This is a genomic window from Sinorhizobium alkalisoli (genome assembly GCF_008932245.1).
Taxonomy (GTDB): domain Bacteria; phylum Pseudomonadota; class Alphaproteobacteria; order Rhizobiales; family Rhizobiaceae; genus Sinorhizobium; species Sinorhizobium alkalisoli.
Window position 1 is genome coordinate 375,120 of record NZ_CP034909.1, and the last position, 17,856, is coordinate 392,975.

Genomic DNA, 17,856 nt, shown 5'->3' on the forward strand with positions numbered 1-17,856 from the left:
GATGCTCCTTTATGTGACGCTCGGAACCAATGATCTCCAGCGCGCCGGCGCCTTCTATGACAGAACGCTCGCAACCCTTGGGCTCAAGCGGCGCAAGGAGGACGAGGTCGAGATCGGCTATGGTGCGGAGGAAGATCTCCGTTGCCGCCTCTGGGTCGTGACGCCCTTCAACCGCAAGGCGGCAAGCGTTGGCAATGGCTCGATGGTTGCGCTCGAAGCGGAAAGCCGCGCCGCCGTGGACGCCTTCCATGCCGCGGCCCTCGCAAATGGCGGCACGGACGAGGGCGCGCCGGGGCTCAGGTCTTTCCATCCCGATTTTTACGCGGCCTATGTTCGCGACCTTGACGGCAACAAGTTGTCGGCGGTTTGCGAGCGGCCGTATGGGGGAGATGCCCGGCAGGGAAGATGAGGTTGGCGCGGACCAGTTCGACCCTCATTTCACCGCTGTGGTCTCCGCCTCCCTGATCGGCAGCCGGTGGCCGGAAACGGATGCGCCGGCGGTCTTTGCCATGGTGAGGAACGGGATCGCGGCCAGGAGATTCGCGGCGGCGACGATCGTGAAGGCGAGGTGGAAGTCTTCAAGGCTGAGCGCTTCGCCGCTGATCGTGGTCTCGACCTCGAGGATTGCCCCGGCGAAGGCGACGCCGAGTGCGAGGCTGATCTGCTGCAGCACCGCGCTCATCGAGGTCGCCCTGCTCGCATCCGCATCGTCGATATCGGCAAAGGAGAGCGCGTTGACGCTGGTGAAGAAGAAGGAACGGGCGAAGCCGGCGACCAGCAGGACCGACAGCAGCAGGAGATAGGGCGTCGCCGGCGTGAAGAAGCCGTTCGCGAAGGTGGTGACGGCCGCGACCATTGCGGCAATGATCAGCGTCGTGCGGAAGCCGGCAAGAGCGAGCACCCGGCGCGCAAGGAACTTGGTCGCGATGGCGCCGACCGCGCCGATGAAGGTGATCAGACCTGATTGCAACGGGTTCAGGCCGAAGCCGATCTGCAGCATCAACGGCATCAGGAACGGCACCGCACCGACGGAGATGCGGAAGATGGTGCCACCGATCTGGGCTGCCCGGAACGCACCGCCGCGGAAGAGGCGGAGGTCGAGCACCGGCGCGGGATGCCGGCGGGCATGAAGGATGTAGAGGAGGGCCGCCGCGACGCCCGCCGAGACCGAGGAGAGGCCGATCGCCGACGGCAGCGCCGGCAGGCTGATGACCGAAAGGCCGAAGACGACGCCGGCGGCGGCGATGCCGCCGAGCAGGAAACCGAGAATGTCGACCGGCGGCGGGTTCCGCTGTTCCATCTCAGGTAAGTAGACGCCGGAAAGCACGTAGCCGGCAATCCCGATCGGCACATTGATCAGGAAGATCCAGTGCCAGGAGAAATAGGTCGTAATGAACCCGCCGAGCGGTGGGCCCGCCAGCGGTCCGACGAGGGCGGGTATGGTCAGCAGCGCCATGGCCGAGACGAGCTCGCTGCGTGGCGTCCCGCGCACGAGGACGAGGCGCGCGACCGGCGTCATCATGGCGCCGCCCATGCCCTGCAGGAAGCGGGAGAGCACGAAGGCGACGAGGCTGTCGGCGACGGCGCAGGAGATCGAGCCGAGGATAAAAACGAGGATCGCCGCGCGGAAGATGCGCCTGGCGCCGAAGCGGTCCGCCATCCAGCCGCTCAGGGGAATGAAGATCGCCAGCGCCACCATATAGGAGGTCAGCGCCAGCTTGAGCGTGATCGGACCGACGCCGATATCCTCCGCGATCGCCGGCAGCGATGTCGAAATGACGGTGGAATCCAACTGCTCCATGAAGAGCGCGACGGCGAGGATCATCGTGACGATTCGATTCATGCGGGATCCTCGCGCACCGGTCCGAAAGTTGTGCCGATTTTCGGGAAGCTCGATGTAGCAGATTGAAAGAGTTGCAGCGACCTTTGCGCGTCTGAAAACACGCGCGGCGCTGTAAGCGTGCGTAGCGGTTGCGCCGGTAAACGCTCGAGACGGCTTTGTCGGGGCGAAGCCGGGGATTGCGATCAAAAGCGTGTGATCCGGGTTGCCTCAAGCCGCCGCCCCTCCATTATCACGCGAGGGAGGCTTCGAAAGCACTCCATTGTTGTAGGAGAACCGCTTCGTGCCCGTCAGCTATCACTTCGACATCTGACACCAAGCCGTATGTTGCTCCGCAACAAATATGTGCAAGGCCCGGGCGATTTCCGGGTCTCCACTATTTTCATTCCGTCATATCCGTGTTACCAGCCCTCGCCAACTTCCAAGTCAAAGCCTTGAAGTCACCCGGTGGACAAGCCGCTGAGCTCCTCCGGGGATTTTTGTATATTGAAGAGGAACTGGCCATGGCGCGCATCATCGAAACGGCAACCGGTCTCGAGGCTTTGACCTTCGACGACGTTCTGCTCCAGCCGGGACATTCCGAGGTGATGCCCGGCCAGACGAACATCGCCACCCGCATCGCGCGGGACATCGAGCTCAATCTCCCGATACTTTCCGCCGCCATGGACACTGTCACCGAGGCGCGTCTCGCGATCGCCATGGCGCAGGCCGGCGGCATTGGCGTCATCCACCGGAACCTGACGCCGGCCGAGCAGGCGGAGGAGGTTCGTCAGGTCAAGAAGTTCGAAAGCGGCATGGTCGTCAACCCGGTGACGATCGGACCGGAGGCGACGCTCGCCGATGCGCTGAGCCTGATGAAGGCGCACGGCATTTCCGGCATCCCGGTCGTCGAAAACGGCGGAAGCGGCGGCCAGAAGCAGGGCCGTCTCGTCGGCATCCTGACCAATCGCGACGTGCGCTTTGCCTCCGACCCATCCCAGAAGATCCACGAACTGATGACCCGGGAAAACCTGATCACGGTCAAGGAAAGCGTCGATCAGCAGGAAGCCAAGCGCCTGTTGCACAAGCACCGCATCGAGAAGCTCCTGGTGGTCGATCCGGACGGCCGTTGCGTCGGCCTCATCACCGTCAAGGACATCGAGAAGTCGCAGTTGAACCCCAATGCGTCAAAGGACGCCCAGGGGCGGCTGCGCGCAGCCGCCGCCGTCAGCGTCGGCGATGACGGCTTCGAGCGCGCCGAGCGGCTGATCGATGCCGGCGTCGACCTTATCGTCGTCGATACCGCCCACGGCCATTCGCAGCGCGTGCTCGACGCGGTCGCCCGCGTCAAGAAACTGTCGAATTCGGTTCGGGTCATGGCGGGCAATGTCGCGACGGCAGGCGGCACCAGGGCGCTGATCGACGCGGGCGCCGATGCGATCAAGGTCGGTATCGGGCCCGGCTCGATCTGCACTACCCGCATCGTCGCCGGCGTCGGCGTGCCGCAGCTCGCGGCGATCATGGCGGCGGTCGAGGCAGCTGAGGCCTCCGGCATCCCGGTCATCGCCGACGGTGGCATCAAATTTTCCGGCGACCTCGCCAAAGCGATCGCCGCCGGCGCCTCCGCGGTCATGGTCGGTTCGCTGCTCGCCGGTACGGACGAAAGCCCGGGCGAAGTCTTCCTTTACCAGGGACGCTCCTTCAAGGCCTATCGCGGCATGGGCTCCGTCGGCGCCATGGCGCGCGGTTCGGCCGACCGCTATTTCCAGGCGGAGGTCCGCGACACGCTCAAGCTCGTGCCGGAAGGCATCGAGGGCCAGGTTCCCTACAAGGGACCGGTCGCCGGCGTCCTGCACCAGCTTGCCGGTGGCCTTAAGGCGTCCATGGGCTATGTCGGCGGCGCGACCATCAAGGAGTACCAGGAGCGCGCGACCTTCGTGCGCATCTCCGGCGCCGGCCTGCGCGAGAGCCATGCGCATGACGTGACGATCACCCGCGAGAGCCCGAACTATCCGGGCGCCGCCTGATCTTCTACGGGGCGCCGACCGGCGCCCCTTCCCTCCTGACGTTTCCCACTTGCAGCGCCGTGCCGATGCGCCGGACATTCAAGTTCGAGAGTGCCGATGACCGGTTTCGAGATATTCTGGCCCGTGCTTGCCCATGTCGCACTGATCTTCTCGCTCTACGCGCTTCTATCGAGGCGCCGCGTGGCGCTCGTGCGGGCGGGCAAGGTCGAGGCCTCGCAGTTCCGCGAGAATCGCGAGGAACCGGGCGAGAGCCTGGTCGTGCGCAACAGCATCGCCAACCAGTTCGAGCTGCCGGTGCTTTTCTATGTCTGTTGCGTGTTGCTCTATGTGACCGAGGGCGACAACCTCGCCGCGGTCGGGCTCGCCTGGCTTTTCGTGGCGCTACGCTATGCGCATGCCTTTGTGCACGTGACCAGCAACAGGCTCAAATTTCGTCGCCCGCTCTTCATGGCATGCTTTGTCACGCTCGTCGCCCTATGGGCATGGCTCGCCACCTGGATGGCGATGAACTGACAATTGCTCCGATCGTCTCACCCTTGAGACAAATCTCCCGGCCGAACTGCCGGACCTTGACGCCCGTCAAGGGGCGGCCGCCCGCTCCGCGGCTAAGCTTTAACCGTCACCGCGCCTCCTCGGAGGAGGGGAGCGGGCGCTATTCGCAAAGCCAGCATCGAGCATCGGAGGAGAATCGATATGACTATGAAAGCCGCCGTCGTACGCGAGTTCGGCAAGCCGCTCGTGATCGAGGAGTTGCCGATCCCACGCCCCGGCCCCGGCCAGGTGCTCATCAAATATGAGGCGACGGGCGTGTGCCACACCGATCTGCATGCCGCCAAGGGGGACTGGCCGGTGAAGCCGAACCCGCCCTTCATTCCCGGCCACGAAGGCGTCGGTTATGTCGCGAAGCTCGGCGCCGGCGTCAAGGGACTGAAGGAAGGCGACCGGGTCGGCGTTCCCTGGCTTCATACGGCCTGCGGCTGCTGCACGCCCTGCCGCACCGGCTGGGAAACGCTGTGCGGCAGCCAGCAGAACACCGGCTATTCGCTCGACGGCACCTTCGCCCAGTACGGCTTGGCAGATCCGGACTTCGTCGGGCGGCTGCCCGCCAATCTGGAGTTCGGGCCGGCGGCCCCGGTGCTGTGCGCCGGCGTGACCGTCTATAAGGGGCTCAAGGAAACGGAGGTGAGGCCCGGCGAATGGGTGCTCGTCTCCGGCATCGGCGGCCTCGGCCACATGGCCGTGCAATACGCCAAGGCCATGGGCATGCATGTCGCCGCAGCCGATATTTTCCCGGACAAGCTCGCGCTTGCGGAAAAGCTCGGCGCCGACCTCATCATCGACGCGAGGGCGCGCGATGCCGTCGAAGAGGTGCAGAAGCGCACGGGCGGCGTCCATGGGGCGCTGGTCACGGCGGTGTCGCCAAAGGCGATGGAGCAGGCCTACAGCATGCTGCGTTCCAAGGGCACGATGGCGCTTGTCGGCCTGCCCCCGAGCCAGATCTGCCTGCCGGTGTTCGACACGGTGCTGAAGCGCATCACGGTGCGCGGCTCGATCGTCGGCACCCGCCAGGACCTGGAGGAGGCGCTGGAATTTGCCGGCGAAGGCAAGGTTGCCGCCCACTTCTCCTGGGACAAGATCGAGAACATCAACGCCATCTTCGAGCGCATGGAAGAGGGCAGGATCGACGGTCGCATCGTTCTCGACCTCAACGGCTGAATCGGACTGGTAACGCAGTTTTGACGTCGCCACGCCGTCCGCTGACCTATGTTGTTGGCGGGCGGTTGTCGTTGTTGTGCCGCCGAGGCGGGACAGGAAAGGTGCGCGCGGTTTTCCGCCCGCATCCCACCCCGCCTCTCTAGCGCATCGGCCCGAAAATCGTAGCCGATTTTCGGAAAGCTCGATGCGCAGACTCAAGGAGTTGCAGCGGCCTTTTCGCGTCTGAAAGGACGCGCGGCGCTGTAGGACAAACAGCCGAAGGAGGGCGCCATGAACGAGCCTGTCATCACCCAGGCGATGATCGATGCCTATGACGAATACACGCATCTGACCCTGGACCGCCGCCGCTTCATGGAGAGGCTGACGGCGCTTGCCGGTTCGGCCGCGGCCGCCGCCGCGATTGCGCCGATGCTGGCCGCCAATAGCGCCAAGGCCGAGATGGTCGCTGCGACGGATGAGCGGATCAAGGGAGAGGATATCACCTATCCGGGGGCCGAGAGCGACATGAAGGGCTATCTGGTGCAACCCGCCGACGCGTCGGGCAAGCTCCCAACGGTGATCGTCATCCACGAGAATCGCGGTCTCAATCCGCATATCCGGGATGTTGCGCGCCGGGTCGCTCTCGAGGGCTTCGTCGCCCTTGCGCCCGACTTCCTCTCGCGCGATGGCGGAACGCCGGACGACGAGGACAGGGCGCGGGAGATGATTGGCGCGCTCGATGCGCAAGAAACAAATGCAAATGCGGTCGCGACCGTCGCCTTTCTGCAGGGGCATGAGGCCGGCAACGGCAATGTCGGCGCGATCGGCTTTTGCTGGGGCGGCGGTCTCGTCAACAGGCTGGCGGTAAACGCGCCCGAGCTTGATGCCGGCGTCGCCTATTACGGCTCGCAACCCGATCCGGCGGACGTGCCGAAGATCGAGGCGGCAATGCTGCTGCACTATGCGGGGCTCGACGAGCGCATCAATGCGGGCATCGAGGCCTATCGCAAGGCGCTGACAGAGAGCGGCAAGGAATTCACGATCCACACGTATGAGGGTGTGAACCACGCCTTCAACAACGACACCTCTGCCGCTCGCTACGACAAGGCCGCGGCCGATCTGGCCTGGGAGCGAACGATGGCCTTCCTCAAGGAAAAGCTCGCCTCGAGCTGATCGCGTGAGTTATATATTGACCGGTATAGGAGGGGCACGCTCTGCTATTCCGCCTCGGCGGCTGCTCTCGTCGAAACCGTCCGCGCGCATGCGGCGATCGCTTCGGCAAGCGCGTCCATGTCGCGCCGGCGCGGATTGCTGCGTCGCCAGACGAGGCCGACATCGCGGGCCGGTTCGGGCGCGGCGAAAGGAACGATCCGGATCGCATTGCGGGCGGCCTCGCTCGGGACGGCAATCTCGGGAATGAGCGTCATGCCCATGCCGTTCGCGACCATCTGCAGGAGTGTGGCCATCGAGGTGGCGCCGAAGCTCGTCAGTTGCCGCCTGCCGGCGGTATTGCACACGGCCAGCGCTTGGTCTCGCAGGCAGTGGCCCTCCTCGAGCAGCAGCAGTTGCGAAAGATCCAACTGGTCCTCGGTGAGCGGCGACATCAGCACGGTCCTGTCGTTGTCGGCGACCGCCATGAAGAACCGGTCCGAAAACAGCGACCGCGTGATAATGCCGTCCGCGTCGATCGGCAACGCGGCAATAACCGCGTCGAGCCGGCCCTCGCCGAGATCGGCAATCAGCCGATCGGTCAGCGATTCCTTGAGTTCGATCTCGATCGACGGATAGCGCTGACGCAGATGCGGAATGAGCTGCGGCACGAGATAGGGCGCCAGCGTCGGGATGACCCCGAGGCGGAGGCGCCCCTCGAGTGTTCCAGGCCGCTGACGCGCGCTTTCCTCAAGCCTGTCGACATCCGCGAGAATGGCGCGTACCTGGGCCAGAACCTCCTCGCCCATGGCCGTGAGGAAAGTGCCGGCACGGCTTCTCTCCACCAGTTTGACGCCGAGATGCTCCTCCATCTCCATGATTTGCGCCGACAGCGCCGGCTGGCTGACATGGGCGAGCTCGGCCGCCCTGCCGAAATGGCGCGCGGTCGCGAGGGCGTCGAAATAGCGCATCTGTCGCAGTGTCAGCATGATCGGAAATCTCTATCGAAATTAATCGAGAATTCAATCGGAGATTATCATAAAGCCAAGCGGGCAGATCGCGGAGACGGGTCCGGCAGGGCAGGGCGAATTCATCTCCGAAAAGACGAAGGCCACGCCGGCAAAGTGCGTGGCCCTTCTCCGCCGGGAACCGCGATGCCTCACCAGCCCGGCAGCATGTGGCTCTGGCGCAGGCGCGGATAGCGGGGATAGCCCTTGATGTCGCCGTCGAGATCGTCATTGACGGCGATCGGCGTGATGTTGTCGAGACAGGCCGTGATGTGGTTGGTGATGGCGTTCGAAAGCGACGGCGACAGGCCGGGACGCTTCATGATGCCGATCTGCACCGGTGCCAGCGCCGGGAAGCCGTCGGCGAGCGTCAGCACCTTCATGCCCGGCCGCAGCGCCGATTCCGGCAGCACGGAAACGGCCATGCCGGCGAGTACCGCGGCCGCGACGACCGTCGACGACCAACTCGTGAACAGGATCTGATATTCCCGGCCGGTCGCATCGAGAGCCGCGCAGGCAGCCTGCCGCCACAGACAGTCGCGGCGTCCGACGGCGAGCGGTATCGGCGCGTTTTCAGGCAGCGGATGGTTGATCGAACTGACCCAGCAGAGCGGCTCCGTTCTGACCACGTCGGACGCCCTGGCCCGCGGATTGTGCGTGACGAGCGCGATGTCGAGGTCGCCCTTTGCCATCTTCTCTGCCAGATCGGCCGAGGGTTCGCAGACGATGTAGAGCTCGACATTCGGGTGCGTCTTGGCAAAGCGAACGATGATTTCCGGCATGTAGCGGTCGGCATAGTCGTCGGGCGTGCCGATCCGGAGCGTGCCCTCCAGGCGATTGTCATCGAAGGAGGCGATGGCTTCGTTGTTGAGGCGGAGCATCCGCCGGGCAAAGTTCAGCAGCCGGTCGCCCTCGACCGTCAGGCGGTTTCCGCGGCCATCCTTCATGAACAACGGCTTGCCGATGCGTTCCTCGAGGCGGCGCATCTGCATGGAGACGGCGGATTGCGTCTTGAAGACGCGTTCGGCTGCTTTGGTGAAGCTACCCGTGTCTGCAATGGCGACGAAGGTTTGCAACTGATCGATATCGAGCGGTGCGGACATGGTCGAGCATCCATAAGAGTGTTTGATGAATATCATTAAAAACATTCGTTGGACTGATCAATAAGGATTTGCGATTGATGGGTTGCAAATCACGTCGATCTCTCCGGCGAAACGATCGCCGAACTACCGAACCGTTCCCGCCTGCCTCCGCGTATGACCTCCCACGCGGGGACCGGCATCTGCGTGCCTTTAGAAAAGGAGCACCGCCATGCGCACGACCGAACACGCCCTCGACCTCATTGCCGGCAAGCCGACGCTTGTATCCCGCGCCGCAGGCATCGTCGGTGTGCTGACGGCTGTCTGGCGCCAGTACCGAAGCCGCTGCCAGATCGCACGTCTGCACGATCTCGACGATCGGCAATTGCTCGACATGGGACTGAAACGGCAAGACCTGAACGAAGCCTTGACCTCCGCGTTCTTCGAAGATGCCTCGAGCTATCTCACGCGTGCTTCGCGAAACCGGGCGAACCTCTATTACCGTGGCACCCGTCACGACTGACGTCCCCATGGCGCGTCTCGCCGGATGCGCCATTTGCGGCATGATCCGGCGCGAGGTTGCCGCCATTGCACGGATCATGCCGCAAAGTTCCAGGTACGGTGAAGAACCTAACCCTTCCCCGCAGGGTATGAGCCAATAGACCCTGCTGCTTGCCCGGTACATGCCAAGACATGTACCGGGCTTTTTTTATGCGGGTTCACCGATGGCCGTCAGCGTCCGAACCGGGCGGGCGAATTGCTCCCCATCCCGCTAGCCCGCAACCCGGCCGAGCAGATATTCAAGGGCTTACCCACGATGATCCGCTCGGATCCCTTCGGTTTGCCGCAGGTTCCGATCGGGCAACCGTGCGACACTTTACGGAACCTGCTCAGGAACCCTTGCCGTCAGACGCGCTCTTATAGCTCTCGAACAGAGCGTCGATGTTCTTCTGATATTCCTTTTGCATCTCCAGGCCGGTATCGAACATGCTGTTCATCGTTTTCGAGAACTGCGCGAAGGCGGCATTCTTCTCCGGCTCGGACCTCTCCGGCTCAGGCTTCTCCGGTTGGGGCGCCTTCTCCGGCGCTGCGCCGCCGCTGCGCATCATGTCCTGAAAGGCCTTGACGAACGGATTGTCGGCGAAAAGGTCCGGGGCCTTCGGCTCCTCCTTCGCCTTGGCAAGTCCGAAAAATCCCTGCATGGCCTGGGTGAAGGGGTTGTCGAACGGGTTCGGCGTCGGGTCCGGTTTCTTGGCGAAGCCCGTCGCTTCCATCCATTGCCGCATCAGCGTCATCATCGGATTGTTCGCAAGCGCCTCATTGGCCTGGCCCATGGTCTCCTTGAAGAGGCCGCCCATGAGCGTGGTCGCCATGACCGGCAGCATCTGCTTATAGATCTCCTGGCCGATCCCAGTCATTTGCGCCGCCTGCGCCGCGATCGCGCGCGACATCTCCTTCGAGCCGAAGAGCTGGCCGAGGACCTCGTTGCCGTCGGCCACGCCCGCGGGCGTGAAGGCCTTGCTCATGTCCTCGAAATACTTGGCATAATTGCCGGTGGAGATCGCCGTCATCAGCGATCCCAGATCGTAGGGATTGGTGGTGTTGCGTTTGAGACCCGCGGAGAAGGCGGGCATGAGCGCCGCCGTCGCCTTCGCCATTTGCTCCTGAGCAAGACCAAACTGTTTGGCCATCAGCTCGATGGCGTGGCCGTTCTGCGCCTGTACGAACATGTCAAAAAGCGGTGCCATTCCATTTCCTTCCCGGCCGAACGACGCATGTCATTGCACTATAACGGGAATCGATTGTCTGGGAACCGCTTTTTATGGGCGAGGAGCGTGCCGCTAGTACTGGTATTCCGTGAAGATCGGCTCGACCGATTGGTTCCAGCGGCCATGATAGAGCGCCAGCAGGTCTTCTGCCAGCGTCGACTTCTTGGCAAGCACCTCTTCGAGCGGTGCCAGGAATTGCCTTTCGTCGACGCCGTCGCCGTTCAGGCGGTTGCGTCGCTTCAGGCCGGCGCGCGAAATCGTCAGCACCTCGCGCGCGATGTCGAAGAGCGAAGTCGTGCCGAGCTTCGCCTTCAGCGCCTCGGCCGGCACTGCGTCGCGAAGCGCCTGAACGTCTTCGAAGCTCCAGTGGCGCGTCAGCGCCTCGGCCGCCGCCAGCGCCTCGTCGTCGTAGAGCAGACCGACCCAGAAGGCCGGCAGCGCGCAGATCTTCCGCCAGGGCCCGCCGTCGGCGCCGCGCATTTCGAGGAAGCGCTTGAGCCTCACGTCGGGAAAGAGGGTCGAGAGGTGGTTGGTCCAATCGCCCATACTCGGCTGCCATTCGGCGATCTCGCCCCTGAGGGCGCCGTTCATGAACTGCCGGAAGGTGATGTGCGTACAGTCGTGATAGTGGCCGTCGCGCACGACGAAATACATCGGCACGTCGAGCGCCCATTCGACATAGTCGGCAAAGCCGAAGTCGGGCTTGAAGGCGGCTGGCAGGAGCCCGGAGCGCCGGTTGTCCGTGTCGCGCCAGATGTCGCCCCGCCAGGACAGGAGCCCGTTCGGCTTGCCTTCGGTGAAGGGAGAGCTGGCAAAAAAGGCGGTCGCGAGCGGCTGCAGCCTCATCGAGACCTGCATTTTGCGCCGCATGTCCTCTTCGGACGAGAAGTCGAGATTCACCTGGATGGTACAGGTGCGGTACATCATGTCGAGGCCCTGCGTGCCAACCTTCGGCATATAGCGCGTCATGATCGCGTAACGCGATTTCGGCATGCGCGGGGTCTCGGCAAAGGTCCATTTCGGGCTGCCGCCGACGCCCAGGAAACCGATGCCGAGCGGTTCGGCGATTTCGCGGAGCACCGCCAGGTGCTGGTTCGATTCCTTGCAGGTCTGGTGCAGGTTCTCGAGCGGCGCGCCGGATAGCTCGAACTGCCCGCCGGGCTCCAGCGAAATCGCACCATTGCCGTGGATATCGGCAAGGCCGATGACATTGCCCTCGTCGATGATCGCTTCCCAGCCGTTCCGGGCGGCCATGCCAGTCAACAGGGCCTGGATGCTGGCTTCGCCGAAATAGGGCACGGGGCGGTTGTCCGCCTTGAAGAAGGCGAATTTTTCGTGCTCCGTGCCGATCCGAAACCTCTCCTTCGGCCTCGCTCCCGACGCCAGATAGGCGGTTAGGTCGGAGACGGAGGTGACCGGCGTCTGATCGGTGGTATCTCGGGCCATATTCGTCTACTTCGTTTGAGCGTCACCCGCCGGTGGGCAGGGCGGAATGGAGGGTGCTTGAACCGTAATCAAGTGCGGTGCAAGTCAAATTCTTTCAAGATGCCCTCAAAAAAACTTCGGGGAGCGGCGCGTGCCGGGAGCGCCTCGCGACCGGGACTGTTCGTGCGAGCAGTCGAGGTCGTGTTGGGTCGATGTAGCACTTTGAAGTGCTGCATGTCTTCGCCCTTTAATCGAGGTCGATTAAAGGAGACATGCAGTGGCGCCAGTCCCCGATCGTGGCCTGGATCACGGCCATGGCGGCGACCGCCGCTGTGTCGGCACGCAGGATTCGCGGTCCGAGCGGTATCGGCGTCACGAAGACCAGGCTGCGCAGGAGCTTTCGCTCGGCCTCGGAAAAGCCGCCTTCCGGACCGATCAGAAGCGCAAGCTGCCGCTCTGTGATGGCGCTGAGGATCGGCAGCGGGTTCTGGCCGTCACAGCCCTCGTCGCAGAAGACGATGCGCCGGTCGCGCGGCCAGGTCTCAAGCAGGTCTTCGAGTTTTCGCGGTGCCTCGACGGAGGGAATGCCGAGTACGCCGCATTGTTCGGCGGCCTCGATGACGTTCGCGCGTATGCGGTCGAGATTGCCGATCTTGCCCTGCACGTGTTGGGTCATAACCGGCTGCAGCACGCCGGCTCCCATCTCGACCGCCTTCTGCACGAGATAGTCCAGCCGGCCGACCTTGAGCGGCGCGAACAGGTAGACGAGATCTGCGGCCGGAGGCTGCGGTCGCGTCTGCTCGATCGCTGACAGGACCGCCTGTTTGCGCGTCGGCATTGAAAGCTCCGCCCGCCATTCGCCATCGCGGCCGTTGAAGACCAGAATCGGCGTGCCCTCGCCAAGGCGCAACACGTTGATAAGGTAGTTGAACTGCTCCTTCGTCGCCTCGTGCCTTGCACCGGCATGGAGCGGGCTCTCTACGAACAATCGCTGCAGACGGAAATTGGCGCGCATAGCAATTCCTTTGATTCGCCGTGCGGGTCCGGATCGATTTCAGAGAACCAGGCCGGAAAGCACGAGGTAGACGAGCGCCGAAAGCAGCGCGGATGCGGGCACGGTGATCACCCAGGCGCCGACGATCGTCAGCAGATAGGAGCGGCGCACCAGCCGCCGGCGGCGTATCTCGGCGAAATTCGTCTCGACGGCGTGCGTGGGATCGGAATGGCCGCTTTTCCGTCGGACATGCTCCAGTCGCCGCTTCGAATGGCGGGTGTACCACTCGCGGAAGAAACCGACGCCGAAGACGGCGCCGACCGCGGTATGGGTGGAACTGATCGGCAGGCCGAGCGCCGAAGCAAACAGCACCGTGGCCGCCGTCGCGAGCGCCACGCAGAAGGCGCGCATGGGATTGAGACGGGTGATTTCCTGGCCGACGACGCGGATCAGCCGCGGACCGTAGAGGAGCAGACCGAGCGAAATGCCAAACGCGCCGATCAGCAGGACCCAATATGGGGCCTCAGATTTCTGGCTGGAGATCATGCCGCCTTCGGCCGCGACGATCGCGGAAAGAGGGCCGATGGCATTCGAAACGTCATTGGCCCCATGGGCGAAGGAGAGCAGCGCCGCCGCCGCGATCAGGGGCAGGCGGAACAGCTTGCGAAGCGACTGGTTGCGGTTCTCGAGTCCCTCCGAGTGCCGGCGGATCCATGGCTTGCTGAGGACGTAGCAGGTGCCGCCGACCAGTGCCCCGGCGAGCAGGCTCGTCGGAAGCGAAATGATCGCGACACGGACGAGGGCGAAAACCAGCACATAGGCGGTGAAGGCCCCCGCCGTGACCCCGAGGACGACAGGCATCCAGAGCCGGGCGGCGGCGATCTTGTCGCTGCGATAGACGACGAATTCATTCAGGAAGGCGAGGATGCAGGCGGCGAGGATACCGCCGATGAGCGGCGAGATCGACCAGCTTGCGGTGATCCCGGCAATGGTCCACCACTTGACGGCGTCAGGCCCCGCCGCCGCAAGACTCGCGCCGACGATACCGCCGACGACGGAATGGGTGGTCGAGACGGGCGCACGGGCATAGGTGGCGATGTTGATCCACGCAGCCGAAGAGATCAGCACCGCCATCATCAGCCAGACGAGCGCATCGGGGCTGACCAGTCGGCTGCCGTCGACGACGCCTGCTTCGATCGTCAGCGCAACCTTGCGCCCCGCGATCAAGGCTCCAGCTATTTCGAAGACGGCGGCGATCGCCAGGGCCGTGGCCATGGTCATCGCCCTGGCGCCGACTGCGGCGCCGACATTGTTCGTCACGTCGTTGGCGCCGATATTCATCGCCAGGTATCCGGCAAAAGCGGCGGCCGCAATGACGGTGGCGAGGCCGGATGCGCCGGTGAAATAGCTTGCGGCGATCGCCATGCTGACGATGAGGAACAGGGCAGCGAGGCCGGGGGCTGCCAGGCCCCGCATGATGAACTGGGTCGCCTCTTCCGCAAGGCTCACCTTGTCGAGGTCCTTGTCAAGTGTCGGCGTTTCCAGGCTCGGGCGCAGCTTGGCCACTGATCGTTTCTCCCTTTCATGATCGCCAGTAGCGGCGCGAGCCGGCGCATTCAAGCGGAATCGGAGCGGAGGATGGGGCGTGGCGCAGAGAGCGCGTGCGCAGGCAGTCAGCCGTTGGCGGCTTTCGGCGCCTGCGCCGCTGGGGCGCTCATTCGTTTGCCGAAGTCGAGGATAAGCTCTTTCAAGGATGGCTCGGCCACGCGGCGCGCCGCCTCCCGGCAGTCAACCCATTCCAGCCGCCGGGCGCCCTTTTCGGGGAAGTTCTTGCTAAAGTCCGCGACTTCGAGCGCGTGAACCTGGACCTTGCAGGAAATCTGCAGGCCATGGTCCATGCGCTTCTGGTAGGTATAGAAGCCGAGCGCGGCCTTCCGGATCTTCCCGTTCACGCCGGCTTCTTCATAGGCCTCGCGTTCCGCCACTTCGTGGGCGCGCTTGCCTTGCATCGGCCATCCCTTCGGAATGACCCAGCGGCCGGTGTCGCGGCTGGTGATCAGCAGAATTTCCGGCTCTCCGGTCTTCTTGCGGATACGATAGCACAGCGCCGCGTATTGCATGCGCGCCGGGCGTCGCAGCATAAGATGCACATCAGAGGCAAGCCGGTGCAGCAAGCTCAAGGGGGGTCTCACTCCTATGCGAATCAGCGGCATTCGTCATTTCGAAATTATGTCTGGTCCACCTCGCCTGTAAATGGATCGGCTGAAGATAACCGACGAAATGCGTACAAGTTCCAGAATGGAATAGCCAATCGTCATTACATCTCATGCGTGCGTCATCCATCGGCCGGAAAGCGGCGTCGCAGGCGCCCGGGCACTCACGGCTCCCGGCTGCGGTCACGCTGCAGCAGGCGCATTTGAGCGATGCGTGCCCACTCACCGCTGCGCTCCGCCTCGCGGGCGGCGGCTGCGACGAAATCGATATGGCCTTGAGCGGCGGACTTCGCCGCCTGCGGGTCGCGCGCCATAATCGCGGCATAGATCGCCTCGTGCTGCGAAAGCAGCCGGTCGCGGGCGCCGGGGGCGCCGAAGACCGTACTGCGATGAAAGAATATGCCCCGGGTCAGGAGCCTGTAGCAGGCCCGCAGCGTATGCAGCAGAATGATGTTGTGGGCGCTGTCGCCGATCGCGTTATGCAATTCGATGTCCGCCTCCAGCTCTTCGTCGAAATTGCCGCTACGGTGCGCCTCGCGCATGCGTTCAATGACACTGGTCAGGATATCGCGGTCGAAGTCCGTGGCGCGGGTGGCGGCGAGCTCGGCGGTGAGGCCCTCGAGTTCGCGCCGAAATTCGAGGTAGTCCTGCGTCGCCTTGGAATGGCGCCCGATGAGCTCGACCAGCGGCTTTGAGAAGATCTGCCCGACCACGTCGGCGACGAAGGTGCCGCCGCCGTGCCGGCTCTCGACCAGGCCGCGCGTCTCCAGCTCCTTCAGCGCCTCGCGCAGGATCGGCCGCGATACGTCGAAACGCTTGGAAAGCTCCCGCTCGCCCGGCAGCCGGTCGCCGTCGCGAAGCACGCCTTCGAGAATGAGAAGCTCGATCTGCTGCACGACCTCGTCCGCCGTGCGGCTATGGCTGATGCGGGCATAGAGGTCGATCGGGTCTTCGGTCACGGCATGTTCTCCTTCAGCGGAAACCGCTTGTCTCAAGCCTGCCGCTCCTCGGAAATCTAGCAGCCGCCGCCAAGTGGTCAAATCAGTTGTCCACTTGGCGCCCCTGAGACTGATAAAAATCAAACTGCGTCAAAGCGCCCCGTTCTTTTTGCTTCACGGATTGATAAGAAAACGGTGATGAACGCGTGAGGGGGATGAAGCGCTTCATGCCAAAAGGCAGTTTTGCATTTCCGGTCGCACCCTTGCGTGCGCAGGCATTGGGCGAGGTTCACGCGCGGCCCTACGCATTGGTCACGACGCCGAGGGTGATTTTTCAGCTCGCCTTTCTCACCGATGGCGGATCGATCGTCGATCATGCGGTGCTCTCCGAGCTCTCGCGATCCTGCGGGATCGCGCCGCCCGGACGCGACGCCAGCCACCATGCCATCCCCTGGGGGAACGGAACGCTGCGCTGGGAGCGGCATACGGAATTCTCCACCTATTTCTGGGATACGCCGGCGCCGGAACGCTTCGGTGAAGAGGTGCCGGTTCACCCGTTCGGCGACGGCTTTTCGCCGCCTGGCCTGCTGATCGCCGGCATTCGCCTCGAGATTCGTCACGACACGCCGCAGACCCGCGACGCCATCAAGCTCTTCGATCCGAAGAGCCTTTGCTACAGCGAGAGCAAGAACGGCCAGGCAGTGATCGTGACCGACTTTCGCCAGAACGGAGACGGCCTCACCCAGATCCTTGTGATCGACAGGGGGATGACCGAGGCGGGAACGGGCGCCCTGGCGCAGCGCCTGCTCGATATCGAGACCTATCGCACGCTCGCCATGCTCGGCCTGCCGCTGGCGCAATCCTTGTCGCCGGAAATTCGCCGGACCGAGGACGGCCTGACGGCGATCACGCAGCGCATGAAGGAGAATGTCCGCGAGGAAGCCGACGAGATGCTTTCCGGGATTACGCGTCTTGCCGCCGACCTCGAAGCCGGCGCCGCCCTGAGCCTCTACCGCTTCGGGGCCAGCCGCGCCTATTACGGCATCGTCCAAGAACGTATCCGCACACTTTCCGAAACGCCCGTGCCCGGCTACGAGACGATCGGCACCTTCCTCGAACGCCGGCTGGCGCCGGCCATGAGGACCTGTCAATCGGTCGAGGAACGACAGAAGAACCTGTCGACCAAGCTCGCGCGCGCGACGACACTCTTGCGAAGCTGGGTCGACGTCGAGCTCGAACGCCAGAACAGTGCGCTGCTCAATTCGATGGACCGCCGCGCCAAGCTGCAGTTGCGCCTGCAGCAGACGGTCGAGGGCCTGTCGGTCGCCGCGATCTCCTATTATGTTGTCGGGCTTTTCGGCTACCTCGCCAAGCCCTTGAGCCACCAGATTCCCGTCGATCCCGGCGTGCTCACCGGGATTGCCGTGCCCATAGCCGTCGTCGGCGTCTGGATGGTGGTCAGGCGCATTCGCCGCCATCACGAGGAGGCGGCGCACAAGTAGCATCCGCTACAGTGCCCAATAGGAAGCGAGGCCGCATAGTGCGGCGAGACAATCGACGAAGAGGAAAATACGTTAGCATTTGCCCCGGGTGCCGCTCCAGTGGTAAACAAAAAATACCACCCTATGGCGCCATGCATGTTCTCTGAACGCGTCGAGAGCGCTATAGCATCTTGAATTTTCCGCGTGTTTCCTCAAGTCGGCAAGATTTGAGAGGCGCGCGTCAGGGCGCATCTGACTGG

Annotated in this window: 16 protein-coding genes; 7 read left to right on the plus strand and 9 right to left on the minus strand. The window is 63.7% G+C overall.

The window, feature by feature from the left end:
• Position 1 precedes the first annotated feature (1 nt).
• On the plus strand, positions 2-409 hold the full coding sequence (locus EKH55_RS01810; RefSeq protein ID WP_069460282.1) for a VOC family protein: 408 nt from the start codon (positions 2-4) through the stop codon (positions 407-409).
• 24 nt (positions 410-433) lie between these two features.
• Here EKH55_RS01810 and EKH55_RS01815 read toward each other — a convergent pair whose 3' ends face one another.
• The gene (locus tag EKH55_RS01815) at positions 434-1,843 is read right to left on the minus strand and encodes a DHA2 family efflux MFS transporter permease subunit (RefSeq protein WP_069460283.1); all 1,410 of its coding nucleotides are present in this window, start codon (positions 1,841-1,843) and stop codon (positions 434-436) included.
• Positions 1,844-2,343: 500 nt separating this feature from the next.
• Between EKH55_RS01815 and guaB the strand changes: the two genes are divergently transcribed.
• The 4 genes from guaB to EKH55_RS01835 all read left to right on the plus strand — a co-directional run bounded on the left by guaB (position 2,344) and on the right by EKH55_RS01835 (position 6,714).
• Entirely contained in the window at positions 2,344-3,846 is a 1,503-nt protein-coding gene (guaB, locus tag EKH55_RS01820; protein ID WP_069460284.1) for an IMP dehydrogenase, read from the plus strand.
• 96 nt (positions 3,847-3,942) lie between these two features.
• Complete coding sequence (locus EKH55_RS01825) at positions 3,943-4,359, plus strand: MAPEG family protein (RefSeq protein WP_069460285.1); 417 nt, start codon at positions 3,943-3,945, stop codon at positions 4,357-4,359.
• Between the two features lie 180 nt (positions 4,360-4,539).
• Entirely contained in the window at positions 4,540-5,562 is a 1,023-nt protein-coding gene (gene adhP / locus EKH55_RS01830; protein WP_151610878.1) for an alcohol dehydrogenase AdhP, read from the plus strand.
• 270 nt (positions 5,563-5,832) lie between these two features.
• A complete protein-coding gene (locus EKH55_RS01835; RefSeq protein WP_069460287.1) occupies positions 5,833-6,714 on the plus strand; it encodes a dienelactone hydrolase family protein in 882 nt (293 codons plus the stop codon).
• 44 nt (positions 6,715-6,758) lie between these two features.
• Here EKH55_RS01835 and oxyR read toward each other — a convergent pair whose 3' ends face one another.
• Complete coding sequence (oxyR, locus tag EKH55_RS01840) at positions 6,759-7,679, minus strand: hydrogen peroxide-inducible genes activator OxyR (RefSeq protein WP_151610879.1); 921 nt, start codon at positions 7,677-7,679, stop codon at positions 6,759-6,761.
• Positions 7,680-7,849: 170 nt separating this feature from the next.
• On the minus strand, positions 7,850-8,800 hold the full coding sequence (locus EKH55_RS01845) for a LysR substrate-binding domain-containing protein (protein ID WP_069460289.1): 951 nt from the start codon (positions 8,798-8,800) through the stop codon (positions 7,850-7,852).
• A 208-nt stretch (positions 8,801-9,008) separates the two neighbouring features.
• On the opposite strand from EKH55_RS01845, the gene EKH55_RS01850 reads away from it, so the two are divergent.
• A complete protein-coding gene (locus EKH55_RS01850) occupies positions 9,009-9,299 on the plus strand; it encodes a YjiS-like domain-containing protein (protein ID WP_069460290.1) in 291 nt (96 codons plus the stop codon).
• Between the two features lie 367 nt (positions 9,300-9,666).
• Here the strand turns inward: EKH55_RS01850 and EKH55_RS01855 are convergent, their stop codons facing one another.
• From EKH55_RS01855 to EKH55_RS01880, 6 genes are all read right to left on the minus strand, one after another.
• Positions 9,667-10,524: a DUF937 domain-containing protein gene (locus EKH55_RS01855; protein ID WP_069460291.1), complete on the minus strand. Its 858-nt coding sequence runs from the start codon at positions 10,522-10,524 to the stop codon at positions 9,667-9,669.
• 93 nt (positions 10,525-10,617) lie between these two features.
• A complete protein-coding gene (locus EKH55_RS01860) occupies positions 10,618-11,991 on the minus strand; it encodes a glutamate--cysteine ligase (protein ID WP_151610880.1) in 1,374 nt (457 codons plus the stop codon).
• Between the two features lie 226 nt (positions 11,992-12,217).
• Positions 12,218-12,985 (minus strand): 16S rRNA (uracil(1498)-N(3))-methyltransferase, encoded by a 768-nt coding sequence (locus EKH55_RS01865; RefSeq protein WP_151610881.1) that lies wholly within the window; start codon positions 12,983-12,985, stop codon positions 12,218-12,220.
• A 39-nt stretch (positions 12,986-13,024) separates the two neighbouring features.
• Positions 13,025-14,530 carry an inorganic phosphate transporter gene (locus EKH55_RS01870; RefSeq protein WP_151610882.1) on the minus strand — a complete coding sequence of 502 codons (1,506 nt, stop codon included), beginning with the start codon at positions 14,528-14,530 and terminating at the stop codon, positions 13,025-13,027.
• A gap of 107 nt (positions 14,531-14,637) precedes the next feature.
• A complete protein-coding gene (locus tag EKH55_RS01875) occupies positions 14,638-15,144 on the minus strand; it encodes an NUDIX hydrolase (RefSeq protein ID WP_083265417.1) in 507 nt (168 codons plus the stop codon).
• A 197-nt stretch (positions 15,145-15,341) separates the two neighbouring features.
• Entirely contained in the window at positions 15,342-16,136 is a 795-nt protein-coding gene (locus EKH55_RS01880) for a FadR/GntR family transcriptional regulator (protein WP_069460296.1), read from the minus strand.
• Positions 16,137-16,342: 206 nt separating this feature from the next.
• Here EKH55_RS01880 and EKH55_RS01885 point away from each other — a divergent pair, with 206 nt between their 5' ends.
• Positions 16,343-17,617 carry a DUF3422 family protein gene (locus tag EKH55_RS01885; protein ID WP_151610884.1) on the plus strand — a complete coding sequence of 425 codons (1,275 nt, stop codon included), beginning with the start codon at positions 16,343-16,345 and terminating at the stop codon, positions 17,615-17,617.
• Positions 17,618-17,856: the final 239 nt, after the last annotated feature.